The sequence below is a fragment of the Microcoleus sp. N9_B4 genome, assembly GCF_036701635.1.
Taxonomy (GTDB): domain Bacteria; phylum Cyanobacteriota; class Cyanobacteriia; order Cyanobacteriales; family Microcoleaceae; genus Microcoleus.
Map to the genome: position 1 here is coordinate 1 of NZ_JAUBRC010000033.1, position 12,363 is coordinate 12,363.

At 45.3% G+C, this 12,363-nt stretch carries 13 protein-coding genes; 9 read left to right on the plus strand and 4 right to left on the minus strand.

Features of this window, described 5'->3' with window-relative positions; translation table 11 throughout:
* A partial coding sequence (locus tag QUA43_RS20795) for an EI24 domain-containing protein (protein WP_333376185.1) occupies nucleotides 1-976 on the plus strand: 976 nt, incomplete at its 5' end.
* A 3-nt stretch (nucleotides 977-979) separates the two neighbouring features.
* Here QUA43_RS20795 and QUA43_RS20800 read toward each other — a convergent pair.
* Entirely contained in the window at nucleotides 980-1,234 is a 255-nt protein-coding gene (locus tag QUA43_RS20800) for a hypothetical protein (protein WP_333084919.1), read from the minus strand.
* 304 nt (nucleotides 1,235-1,538) lie between these two features.
* Here QUA43_RS20800 and QUA43_RS20805 point away from each other — a divergent pair, with 304 nt between their 5' ends.
* The 4 genes from QUA43_RS20805 (at nucleotide 1,539) to QUA43_RS20820 (ending at nucleotide 6,302) form a co-directional block, all read left to right on the plus strand.
* Nucleotides 1,539-3,044: an MBOAT family O-acyltransferase gene (locus QUA43_RS20805; RefSeq protein WP_333376186.1), complete on the plus strand. Its 1,506-nt coding sequence runs from the start codon at nucleotides 1,539-1,541 to the stop codon at nucleotides 3,042-3,044.
* Between the two features lie 10 nt (nucleotides 3,045-3,054).
* Entirely contained in the window at nucleotides 3,055-4,008 is a 954-nt protein-coding gene (locus QUA43_RS20810; protein WP_333376187.1) for a hypothetical protein, read from the plus strand.
* A gap of 171 nt (nucleotides 4,009-4,179) precedes the next feature.
* The gene (locus QUA43_RS20815; RefSeq protein ID WP_333376188.1) at nucleotides 4,180-4,911 is read left to right on the plus strand and encodes a DUF7873 family protein; all 732 of its coding nucleotides are present in this window, start codon (nucleotides 4,180-4,182) and stop codon (nucleotides 4,909-4,911) included.
* A 443-nt stretch (nucleotides 4,912-5,354) separates the two neighbouring features.
* Nucleotides 5,355-6,302: a serine/threonine-protein kinase gene (locus QUA43_RS20820; RefSeq protein WP_333376189.1), complete on the plus strand. Its 948-nt coding sequence runs from the start codon at nucleotides 5,355-5,357 to the stop codon at nucleotides 6,300-6,302.
* Here the strand turns inward: QUA43_RS20820 and QUA43_RS20825 are convergent.
* From QUA43_RS20825 to QUA43_RS20835, 3 genes are all read right to left on the minus strand, one after another.
* Entirely contained in the window at nucleotides 6,296-6,922 is a 627-nt protein-coding gene (locus QUA43_RS20825) for a DnaJ domain-containing protein (RefSeq protein ID WP_333376190.1), read from the minus strand. The two genes, QUA43_RS20820 and QUA43_RS20825, sit on opposite strands and share 7 nt — an antisense overlap.
* A gap of 130 nt (nucleotides 6,923-7,052) precedes the next feature.
* Entirely contained in the window at nucleotides 7,053-7,646 is a 594-nt protein-coding gene (locus QUA43_RS20830; protein ID WP_333055699.1) for an ATP-dependent Clp protease proteolytic subunit, read from the minus strand.
* 161 nt (nucleotides 7,647-7,807) lie between these two features.
* Nucleotides 7,808-8,467 carry an ATP-dependent Clp protease proteolytic subunit gene (locus QUA43_RS20835; protein WP_190657904.1) on the minus strand — a complete coding sequence of 220 codons (660 nt, stop codon included), beginning with the start codon at nucleotides 8,465-8,467 and terminating at the stop codon, nucleotides 7,808-7,810.
* Between the two features lie 72 nt (nucleotides 8,468-8,539).
* Between QUA43_RS20835 and QUA43_RS20840 the strand changes: the two genes are divergently transcribed.
* The 4 genes from QUA43_RS20840 (at nucleotide 8,540) to thrB (ending at nucleotide 11,878) form a co-directional block, all read left to right on the plus strand.
* The gene (locus QUA43_RS20840) at nucleotides 8,540-9,775 is read left to right on the plus strand and encodes a VWA domain-containing protein (RefSeq protein ID WP_333376191.1); all 1,236 of its coding nucleotides are present in this window, start codon (nucleotides 8,540-8,542) and stop codon (nucleotides 9,773-9,775) included.
* 203 nt (nucleotides 9,776-9,978) lie between these two features.
* Complete coding sequence (locus QUA43_RS20845; protein WP_333376192.1) at nucleotides 9,979-10,113, plus strand: hypothetical protein; 135 nt, start codon at nucleotides 9,979-9,981, stop codon at nucleotides 10,111-10,113.
* A gap of 148 nt (nucleotides 10,114-10,261) precedes the next feature.
* Nucleotides 10,262-10,756 carry a tetratricopeptide repeat protein gene (locus QUA43_RS20850; RefSeq protein WP_333376193.1) on the plus strand — a complete coding sequence of 165 codons (495 nt, stop codon included), beginning with the start codon at nucleotides 10,262-10,264 and terminating at the stop codon, nucleotides 10,754-10,756.
* A gap of 90 nt (nucleotides 10,757-10,846) precedes the next feature.
* Nucleotides 10,847-11,878 carry a homoserine kinase gene (gene thrB, locus QUA43_RS20855; protein WP_333376194.1) on the plus strand — a complete coding sequence of 344 codons (1,032 nt, stop codon included), beginning with the start codon at nucleotides 10,847-10,849 and terminating at the stop codon, nucleotides 11,876-11,878.
* The last annotated feature ends 485 nt before the right edge of the window (nucleotides 11,879-12,363 follow it).

Below are 12,363 nucleotides of genomic sequence, written 5' to 3' on the forward strand. Positions count from 1 at the left end.
TCCTTCTTCCTTCTTCCTTCTTCCTTCTTCCTTCTTCCTTCTTCCTTCTTCCTTCTTCCTTCTTCCTTCTTCCTTCACCTATATGTCAAAACAGCTAAATTCAAACCCCGCCCACGCCGCCATTACCGCACCAATTGGACTCCTGGCAGGTTTCACCTATCCTTTGCGAGCTTTCACGCTGATTTTGCAAACTCCCAAGCTATGGACTTATGTATTAGTTCCCGTGGTGCTAAATTTTATAATTGGTATTGGTCTTTATTTAAGCTTGCTATTTCCCAGTTTAGCAGGGATAGATGTTTTAGTTGCCGATTTGTCCGTCCGATTTAATGCTCTAATTGCGAGTTTTCCCGCTTGGCTGAGCTTTCTCGGCGTGTTAACAGTTGCTTTCGGCTGGTTGCTGCGCGTACTCCTAGTGTCAGGACTTTTGCTGATAATTGGATTCTTGTTAGTTCAGTTTGGCGTGATTTTAGGTTCACCCTGGTACGGCAAACTTTCCGAACAATTGGAACTGCTGCGGAACGGTCAATTGCCCGCAGAAGCACCAATGAATTTGGCGAGTAGTTTTGGGGATATTCAAAGGGCGATCGCTTTTGAACTGCGAAAACTACAAATTTTGTTGAGCGTCGGTATACCGCTGCTGCTGCTAAATTTTATCCCTGGTGTCGGCTCTATTCTTAGCAGTTTGGGTGGCGTAGCTTTGGGCGCGACTATTGTCTGTTTGGACTTTTTAGATGCACCTTTGGAGAGGCGGAGGCGACCTTTTCAGGAGAAGTTAGAGATCATTTGGGCGAGTTTGCCCGCCAGCGGAAGTTTTGGTTTGGTTTGTTTGGGTTTGGTGAGCATTCCGCTGTTGAATCTGTTGGCGATTCCCCTGTGCGTGACGGCGGGAACTTTGTTTTTTTGCGATCGCATTTGGCCTGCCCGCTTTGCCCCAGAAGAAACAAAGAGCGATCGAGAAACTAACATTACAACTTAAAAACTAGGGAGATGCTTCTTCCTTCGGCTGACTCTGGGAGTTAAGACCCAAAAACGGGCTTAACAACAGCCAACTAATGAAGAAAAAGGATGCTGTAAATAGCTGGACAATATCGATCGCCGACAAATATCCGTCAGATAATAGTGCAATAGTTCTATCCGTCAGCCCGAATATCCAAGAGAGAATGCCAAACAGCCAAATGCCTTTTTGGAGCATGGGCAAAAATGCTGAAACTTCGGAGTTTTGCTGCTTGTTCATTGATTTAGCCCTTGTTTGCGAAAAGTCTGATTAACCGGGGCACCCCAAGGGCTTAAGGATTTTTGGTGTCTCCTCGGATTCCCTTTGTTATCTATATGTTAAGAAATATTTCCCGATATGACAACGCGCCCTGCGAGGTATTTCCGCATCTATCTCAAGAGGTAGTCGCAGCCCTAACAAAGAGTGATATTTGCTACACTTTGGTAGGATGCGCGATCGCGATCGGGTTCTGGGCTAGTCTTGCCATTAGTCCCAGGCGGTTGATATAGTGGGTCACAGGCTACGTAAAAGAGCGACACAAATTATGTTATTTAACAGTATTGAATTTTTAGTATTTTTTGCGATTGTTTTCGCCATATATTATTTCCCTCCGTTGCAAAAAGTGCAGGTTCCCATCCTGATAATTGCCAGCTTTATTTTTTACAGTTGGAGCGCCCCCGCACTGTTGCTGATCCTGCTACTTTCCATTATGATCAACGCTACAGTCAGCTTTCAAGTTGCCCGAATTTCTGACAAGAAACAGCGACTTTTTTGGGCTTTATCGGGAGTAGTTCTCAATGTATTAATTTTGAGCTTGTTTAAATACGCTGGTTTGCTAACTAACTTTGTTAGCGATGTTTTTAATATTGCTCGCTCCGAAGGCAGCATTGCTTATTTATTCTTAAAATTGCCTCTGCCTATCGGCATTTCTTTCTACACATTTGAAGGCATAAGTTTAATCGTAGACGTACTGACTCAAAAAAACAAAAGCGAAACCGAAGCAAACGCTTACGTCTCGCCCAACTTCACCCAACACCTGCTAAATACTTCATTTTTTATTAGCTTTTTTCCCAATTTACTGTCAGGCCCAATTTTAAAATCCAAGACTTTTTATCCCCAGATTGTTCCTAAATACTTTAAAGAGATTCCTTGGAATTTCATTTTTCGCTCGCTCGTTGTCGGCTACTTCCTAAAAATGGTCATCGCCGACAACTTAAAAGACTATACCTTCTGGATCAGCTTTCCCTACTACCAAGGATTTGGAACTATTACCAACCTGACACTGCTGTTTGGCTACTCAATCCAAATTTTCGCCGATTTTGCCGGTTACTCCTTAATTGCGATCGGTTTTGCAGCCGCTTTGGGTTACAGAATTCCCGACAACTTCGACTTTCCTTACATCTCGCGTTCCCTCTCCGAATTCTGGAGAAGGTGGCACATTTCCCTCTCAACTTGGCTCCGAGATTATCTATACTTTCCCCTCGGCGGAAACCGCAAAGGAAAAATCAGAACTTATGTTAACTTAATGATAGTAATGACTTTAGGAGGATTATGGCATGGGGCTGCTTGGAGTTATGCAGTTTGGGGAATTTATCACGGATTAGGTTTAGCAGTAGAACGCTTTTTTGGCTTCGACAAATCCAAAAACAAATTGCCAGAACCAAATCAAGTAAAAATCAAACCAATCTGGCAGCAATTATTATTGGACAGCCTTAGCGTTGTAGGAATTTTCTCTTTTGTTTCCGTGGGATGGCTGCTTTTCAAACTGCCTCGATTTGAAGAAGCGGTTGACTTCGCAGTTACTTTAGTTCGCAACTATCAAGTCAAGCCCGGTTGGAGTCACATTATTCCGACGCTAATTTTTTCGCTACCAGTAGTGATTTATCACATTCCCCATTTTCCCACTTGGCAAAATCGGATGAAACAGGATTCCAATAAAAACGGCCAAAAAGTCTGGAGCCTTTATCAAGATTTAGCTTTAGGAATTATGCTAGCAATGATATTCCTCAACAGTGGCAGCTCGAAACAATTTATTTATTTCCAATTCTAGAAGGTGTTCTATGTTTGTCAAATTCCCGTTGCGACCGATTTTGCGCCCGGTACTAATTTTTCTGTTTATAATGAGTTTTTATCAAGCGCTCGTCAGCGGCGGAGTTTTGCCTGCTTCCGATGGAGTTAGCCTGCTTCAAAATAATATTGTTAAAACTCAAAGGTATGTATATCAGGATAATTCCGATCTAAAAATGGTAGTGGTAGGTAGTTCTCTAGCTGCAAACCTTAATATTAAAGACATTGGAGAGGGCGTAAAGAGCATAGCTTTGGGGGGAGGAGCGAGCCAAACAGGTTTAGAAATAGTTAAAAGAAGTAAAAGCAAGCCTCCTATTGTTTTGGTGGAAATTAACGATACTATTGTTCGGAAAATAGATACAGAATTAATGGATTCTTTGTATCATCCTCTTTTTTATTGGTTACGCCAGTATTTACCGATGATGAGAGAGGAATACCGTCCGATTAGCATTTTTGTGGATTTTTTTAAAAGTCGATCGAAGCCGAATCAAAAAGTGACGCGAGAGGCTCTAGACAGATTAGAAGGTCGATATCTTACTCCCGACTTATCCCAAAAAGCTATCCAAACGGTAGTTGATATTCAAAGTCAACCTTTGTCTGAAAAAGATGCAGAAGCTATAAAAAAAGAAGCTGAGTTTATTAAAAGTCAAATCGCAGAAATCCAAAAAAATAGCGGGGCGAAAGTAGTTTTATTTGACATACCGCAAGAGTCACGAGTTAACGCTGCAATCAGGAGAAAACAAGTCGAAGAATTGGCTAAAAAGCTGTTTCCGTCCGATCGTTTTGAGTGGCTGCCACCCCCGAAAGAGCGAGAATGGCGTACCAATGACGGGGTTCACTTGATCCGCAGCGACGCTAGAGATTTTGCCGAGTTTTTGAGAGAGAAATTGCTGAGTACGGTAGCCGCGGGATCTGTTGGCACCGCGCCTAGAAAAGAAAGCTTGTAATTTATTTTGAAGTGTGTCATACTACAGGATGAGCCAGTCTGGTTCAAGAATGATCATGAGGTTTGTACTGAGGAGGGAGAGTTATCAAAGCCCTAAAAGCCACAGGACAAACAATTTGATGATCAGTATCAACCCGGCTTGATATGAGTTCAGCCTCAATAAAATCGAACAATGGCACGCTTAAATCAGATTATTGCGATCGAAAAAGGCATCAAAAGCCGATCCGTCCAAGAACTCGCAGAAGCTCAAAAAGCACTCCAGAAGCCCGCTGTGCTTTCTGGAATCTCCCGTACTTACCGCCCCAAAGACGAAGAAGGCGAACAACTACCGCCAGAGTCCAAAAAAGTTGAAGTCAAAGCAGAAGAGATTATCCGCAAAACGACTGAAGTTTTGACGAAACTCTTCGACGTAACTGCAACCAAAGATTGGACAAATTGTAGGGCTCGTGCTGACGTAACTGTAGACGGAAACGTGCTTTTGAGCCAAGTTCCTGTCAGCTATTTGCTATTCATTGAAAAGCAGTTGGCAGATTTGCAAGCATTCATCAAAAAACTTCCCGTCTTAGATGCTTCCGAGACTTGGAACTTCGATGCTTCGGCAGACTGTTGGGCCACAGAACCGGTGCAAACTCTCAAGACTTTTAAAACTCCGCGCAATCACGTTAAAGCTGAAGCTACCGAACACCATCCGGCTCAAGTCGATGTTTATTACGAAGATATTACGATCGGCTATTGGCGGACTGTCAAGTTTTCTGGATCTTTGCCAGCCCGTCGGATCAATGAGTTGCTGCAAAGGGTGGAAATCTTGCAGCAAGCTGTTATGTTCGCCCGCGAAGAAGCTAACAATTCTGAAGTTGAGGAACAGAGAGTGGGAGAACGAATTTTTCAGTTTATTTTCGGCTGATTGCTTGCTTGTTTGATAGTTATGGTTTAAGATCTAAACAGAGTACAAGTTCAATCTAAAACTTCAACTTAAACCGTACAAATGTGATAGTACAGGTTCGACTCCTGTCCCTCCTACCTAAAAAAGGGGGGTAGCCCAATTGGCAGAGGCAGCATTGCGTACAAATTCAACAGCAAGCTATTACTCTAAACTCAGCATTCACCGCCGATCGCTAAAACGAATGTCAGGAAAATCACATCATCGATGTTGCTGGTTCAACTCCAGCCTCCTCAACCAAACACTGGGGAGTAGCTCAATCGGTAGAGCGCGATGCTCTTAATCTTAAATCCTTGACTTAAATGTGATAGCGTGCCCAAATGGGCGGTAAATATAAACCCAGTAGTAAGGTCAGAACTGCTGGGTTTTATGCTAATAATTGAATCAATTTGTTAAATCCGTCTGTCGTGGACGTATCAAGGCCGATGATTTACTGCATCAATCCTCAGTGCGAACAACGCGAAAATCCTGCTGCTGCTCAAAATTGTCAGGCTTGCGGCACGGATTTGTTAATTGGCGATCGCTACCGCATCCTTAAACCAGTGCGATCGCCCAATCCCGCACGCCCCACAGACATCTTTGAAGTTGAAGATTTGGGAACCGGGGAAAACGAATGGGGAACTGTCAAAATTTTAAAAGTCTTGAAACACGCTCACAATCCCGATTTAGTTCGCTTGTTCAAGAAAGAAGCGCGAGTTTTGATTTGGCTGGCCGGAAAGGGCTCAGTTCCCCAAGTCGAACCTGACGGTTATTTCCCAATTAAACTCCCCCATAACTTCCAGAAATTGTCTTGTTTGGTGATGGAAAAAATTAGCGGAGAAAACTTGGCAGAATTCTTAACTAAAAAACAGTACGTTTCTCAAAAGCTCGCTCTTGATTGGCTGCAACAAATGCTTCAGATTTTGCAGGAAATCCACAAATATCATGTAGTGCATCGGGATATTAAGCCATCCAACCTGATGGTTGAAGCTAATGGAAAATTGAGATTAATTGACTTCGGCGCCGCCACAGAAGCAGATATAGATACCGCACCCATAGGTTCTGCTGGATACGCCGCACCGGAACAAATTCTAGGTAAAGCAGGCGTGCGATCGGACTTTTTTGCCCTAGGGCGTACTTTTGTACATTTATTAACAGGCATAGAGCCGATCGACTTTCCCGTCAATGAAAAAACTGGTAAAATTAATTGGAGGAACCAGGCTGTAGATATTGACCCGTTACTCCTAGAGTCGATCGACGAATTGATGGAACCGCTACCAGAAAACCGACCTGAAAATACCCAAGTTATTTTAGAAAAATTAAAAATTCACGACGCAGACCCCCTGCAAAAGGGGGACGCAACGTCGCTTCAATAAATCTCTTCCAACCGGCGAAAATCCCGCTCAACTTCCGCCCACAAAGCTCGATTGTGAGGGTCAGTTTTCACAGCCTTTTTCAAATATATTCTCGCCTTATCAACCTGCTTTTCTCCGATCAAATGCCGTCCCCAGCGCTGATAGGCGATCGCCTGCCACTGACGCACCTCCAAATCTTCGGGAACCCGCTGGGCCAAACCCTCAATCAAGGCGATCGCCCGCGGGAACCTCTGATATTTCAGCAACTGCTGCAACTCAAAATAAGCATCTTGCTTTAACTTTTGTTCTACCGCCGACAGATCCGCATTAGATTGAACCGCGGCCTCTTTTCGAGTCACTTTAACTGCCTGCGGTTGAGCTTTCACCCCCAGATCCGGCGGTGTCGAAGTAGGCGGCACAGTTGAATTGGCAACTTTCGACTCCGCAACATCGGGGGGGGCAATTTTCACCAGGAACTTATAAGCCTCAGTAATAGCAATAAACTTATTTTTAGCCTGTTCGTTTCCCGGATTCACATCGGGGTGATACTGTCTGGCTAACTGCCGATAAGAGGTCTTAACTTGCGATAAACTCGCACCTGACCTCAGTCCTAACTGTCGGTAATAATCTGCAATATCCATTTAGCATGAATGAGCGTTGATAATTCCATTAAATATGGCAGAATCCTTAAATGTAAAGATTCTGCCAAAATTTAGTGCGAACTAGGTTGTAGTGGGAGGGTTGTCCGCACTACGGTGGCGCAAAAATAACTTACGGACGATCTTCGATTACTCTGTCAATCAAGCCGTATTCCTTGGCTTCCTCAGCGGACATGAAATAGTCGCGATCCATGTCCTTCTCGATTTTCTCGATCGGCTTGCCAGTATTCTTAGCATAGATACCGTTGAGTTGGTGGCGCAGTCGCAGAATCTCTTTCGCCTCAATCTGAATATCCGTTGCTTGTCCCCGCGTGCCCCCAGAAGGCTGGTGAATCATGATTCGCGAGTGAGGCAAAGCTAACCGTTTCCCCTTCGCACCGGCAGCTAAAAGGAAAGAACCCATCGAAGCAGCCAAGCCCACACAAATCGTCACCACGTCTGATTTAATGTGCTGCATGGTATCAAAAATAGCCATGCCTGCCGACACCATCCCGCCTGGGGAATTGATGTATAAAATAATATCCTTACCTGAATCTTCCGAATCAAGATAGAGCATCACAGCGATGATTTGATTGGCAATTTCATCGTCAACGTCCCTGCCCAAGAAAATAATCCGTTCCCGGTAGAGGCGATCGTAGATATTAATCCACTGAGTATCATAACCCCCCGGCATCTTGTAGGGAACTTTTGGCACACCTATAGGCATAATTCGGAACTCCGTTTAGTTGGTAATTGGTGATCTGGCAATTGGTTATGGTTTATTAGTTATTTGTTACTTGTTATTTCCGGTTTTTTATTTTGTGGTTATAATGACCAATAAACAATAACCAATAACTAATAACTAATAACTAATACCCCCTAACCCAATTAGATGACTCCTGCAGGCAGCGGTTTCGGCAATTCTTCCGAACTTTCAAGAACGCGATCGATCAAACCGTATTCTTTAGCTTCCTGGGGCGTCAGGTACAGCAACCGATCCATATCTTTAGTAATCTTTTCGATCGGTTGGCCAGTACAGCTTGCAAAAATCTCAAGCATCGTCGCTTTATTTGCCAGCACTTCCTTAGCCCGAATTTGAATGTCGCTTGCTTGACCCCGCGTGTAAGCCTTGGGTTGGTGCAACACAATCGAAGCGTGGGGCAAACTCGCCCGAAAGCCTTTTGTACCAGCCGCTAACAGCATCGCAGACATCCCCATTGCCGAACCGAGGCAAATAGTGTGCACAGGCGGCTTAATGTACCTGATCGTATCGCAGATAGCGAAGGCTTCTGTTTCAAAGCCGACGGGTTCGCCACTGTAACCAGAAGTGCCGGTCGAGTTGATGTAGATTTTGATCGGCTTCTCGGGGTCTTCGTACTGCAAGAACAACAGTTCAGCGATAATCAGTTCTGTTACCGCAGGCACTAGAGGCATACCCAGATAAACGATCCGCTCCTTCAGCAACAGGGATGGCAAATCGGGAGGTGGCGTCCGAGAGTTCCCTTCCCCGTAGTATGGCGATTGCACAGCTTTAATTGGTGTGTTCATATAACCGAAATGTTGCCTGAACTGATGGAGCTATTCTTAAAGAAATAGTAACGCAATCTTTAGGTATCCCGCATGAAAGTTAGTTTGCTCCCGGTTTTAAACGACCCTAACCTTGACGCTGCCGCGCCCTCAACGCAGCGCCAGCTAGCAATTTCAGTGTCTGCGACGGCAAGCTCGATCGACTCCAGCGTACCCTTAAACCTGTGCCTGATTCTCGACCACAGCGGTTCGATGGGCGGACGCCCCTTGGAAACCGTCAAACAAGCCGCCGGACGGTTGCTAGACAGGTTGAAGCCCGGGGATCGCTTTTGCGCGGTGGCTTTCGACCACAAAGCCAAAGTCCTCGTCCCCAATCAAATTGTGGGAGATCCCAGTAGCATTAAACGGCAAATTGAGCAATTGCGCTCGGCCGGTGGCACAGCAATTGATGAGGGCATTAAGTTAGGTATTGAAGAGTTGGGCAAAGGCAAAAAAGAAGCTGTATCTCAGGCATTTCTGCTGACTGACGGCGAAAACGAACACGGCGACGACAGCCGCTGTTTGAAGTTGGCTAAATTGGCTGCCGACTACAACATGACTTTAAATTCTCTGGGATTTGGCGATAACTGGAACCAGGATATTTTGGAAAAGATTGCTGATGCTGGCGGCGGTGCTCTGGCTCACATTCAGCGTCCCGAAGATGCGGTTGACGAGTTTAGCAAACTATTTACTCGCATCCAAGGTGTAGGTTTGACTAATGCTTATTTGCTATTTTCACTGATGCCAAAAGTACGGTTAGCCGAACTCAAACCGATCGCCCAAGTTGCCCCGGATACGATCGAATTACCGGTACAGCAAGAGGGCGATCGTTTTATGGTGCGCCTGGGAGATTTAATGAAGGATATAGAGCGAGTAGTTTTGGCTAATATTTATATTGGACAGTTGCCAGAAGGTACACAGGCGATCGGGCAATTACAAATTCGCTACGACGATCCGAGTGTCGGTCAAGGTTTGCTTTCCGATCCGGTTGCACTTTCCGCTAATGTCCTGAAAGTTTATCAGCCGGCACTTAACCCGACTGTGCAGCAGCACATTTTAGCTTTGGCTAAATACCGCCAAACTCAACTCGCAGAAACTAGATTGCAACAGGGCGATCGCGCCGGCGCAGCTACGATGCTGCAAACTGCTGCGAAAACTGCTCTGCAAATGGGCGATAAAAGTGCCGCAACTGTGCTGCAAACTTCTGCTACTCGTTTGCAGTCTGGCGAACAATTGAGTGAAGCCGATCGCAAGAAAACTCGGATTGCTTCTAAAACTATTTTGAAGTAATCTCATGGTTTGTAATTCTCAGGAAATCCGGCGATTGGAAATCGCGACTACACAAACAAAGTCCGCCTTCGCGGACTAAGAATATAGAAACCCGCCAGCGCGGGTTTTGTTTTTGTGTTCGTTTCACTCACCGGTTAAAATTTGTGGATGCTTTAGATGCTCGATCGTTTAGAATGTTTGTATCACCTATCAACAGTGCTTGTATGAGCCAGACAATATCTGATAAAGTACGCTGGACTACCGCCGATTTAGAACTATTGCCCGATAACGGCGATCGCTATGAAATTATTGATGGGGAGCTATTTATGACATGGGCGGCACACTGGAATCATCAATAAGTTTGTGCTAATATCTGCAGGGAGTTAAAAACTTGGTCGCAAAAAACAGGATTAGGAGCATCAGTAATTAGTCCAGGGTTTATTTTTACAGACTTCGCCTTTGTTGCCCGATTTTAGTTGTTCTGTATCTCAAATTTTTGCCTAAATTATGAAATCATCATTTTACAATTTAATTGCTACTCTAGTAATATTTACTATCTTTGGTAATATATTCCCGGCTGTCTCTACTAAATCCTCAGCAATATTAATAGCTCAAAAAACGATTGTTCAAAATCCTGCTGAAGATTTATTCAATAGTGCTTTAGCCAAGTCAGAGGCTGGAGATATTCAAGGGGCGATCGCCGATTACACCGAAGCCATCCGCCTCAACCCCAACTACGCCAAAGCCCACAACAAGCGCGGCATCATCCACGGCCGCAATCTCAAAGATTATCCAGCAGCTAAAGCAGATTTCGATCGCGCAATTGAAATTAACCCCAACTACGGCGACGCCTACTACAACCGCGCCAGAGTCCGCGAGTTCTTAGAAGACAAACCGGGGGCGATCGCCGATTATCAAAAAGCAGCGGAACTCTATCAAAAAGATGGCAATACCAACGATTATCAAGATGCCATCAAACATCTTCAAATGCTGCAAGAATAAATGGCTTTTGAAAACATAGTATAATATGCTTCGATCTGCGTTCATCCGCGTCCATCTGCGGTTAAACACTCCAAATTAACTATTCAAAAAATGCCCGAAAATTCCACCGTTACCGTTACCGTACCCGCCACAACCGCCAACCTAGGCCCAGGATTCGACTGCATCGGCGCCGCTTTAAGCCTCTACAACCGCTTCCAATTCTCCCGACTAGAACCCTCAGTAACAGAGAAACTAAAAATTACTGTTACAGGCAAAGAAGCCGCCAAAGTCAAGACAGACGACAGCAATCTCGCTTATCTAGCCTTTGTCAAGTTATACGATCGCCTGAACCAATCGCCGCCGCCCGTAGCCATACATATAGATATGCAAGTGCCGCTGGCTAGAGGTTTAGGAAGTTCCGCCACAGCTATTGTTGGTGGGTTAGTCGGTGCAAATGAGTTAGCCGGTGCGCCTTTGAGTCAGGTGGAAGTGATGCAATTGGCGATCGAACTTGAAGGACATCCCGACAACGTTGTCCCCGCTTTACTCGGAGGGTGTCGCCTCGCTGCTAGCAATGCACCCCCCCAACCCCCCCTTAGTAAGGGGGGGCTAAGAGAAGAATTCCCCCTCCGTGAAGGGGGGCTAACAGAATCACCCCCCCTTAGCAAGGGGGGGCAGGGGGGGGGTTCCTGGCAAATTTGCGATATTCCCTGGCATCCAAATATTGTGCCCGTGGTAGCCATCCCCGATTTTGAACTGTCTACAGCCGAAGCCCGCAAAGTTTTGCCAGCAGATTACAGTAAGGCTGACGCGATTTTTAATGCTGCACACCTCGGTTTGCTAGTGCGGGCTTTGGAAACTGGGAATGAAAACTGGCTGCGCTGCGCCCTCCAAGACAAAATTCACCAACCTTACCGGCAATCTCTGATTAAGGGATATGAAGCGGTGCAACAAGCTGCCCTGAATGCAGGGGCCTATGAAATGGTAATTAGCGGTGCCGGGCCAACACTTTTAGCTTTAACGGATGTGGCTAACGCTGTTGCGGTTGAGAAAGCGATGGCGGCTGCTTGGGGGGAATTTGGGGTAAAGGCTGAGGTAAGGGCGATCGACCTCGATACTCAAGGCGCGCAAGTCTCCCTTTAGTTATTCCACTCCTGGACACACAACATCTGCATAACCGTGTTGTGTAGGGGCAATCCCTCGTGGTTGTCCCTCTCCATGTTATTCATATTTCTATTCTCGACCTCTGCGTGAATCAGCGTCAATCCATTGTCATCTGCGGTTGAGAAATTATCTTTTTTTAACCGCAGATGAGGGCAGATAAACACAGATTAACGCAGATTAATTATATCAATTACAACCGAAATTTGGCTCAGAGATCTATTCACCAACGCCTTCTGGCTCCTGACTTCTGACTCTTTCCCCGCAGCAAGAGAGCCTCGCAGCAAGAGAGCCTCAAAACTCCAATTTCTAGCTGGGTTACAAAAATGAGATGCTCCCCTGCTGCTATTTCCTATAAAAAATTTTACCTTAAAAAAGTGCAGTCATTGTAGGGGCGGATTCACAACAATTTCAGGCTAAAACCAACAATTTCAAAAAGCCGCCCCACCAACGGTAAATACTGTTAA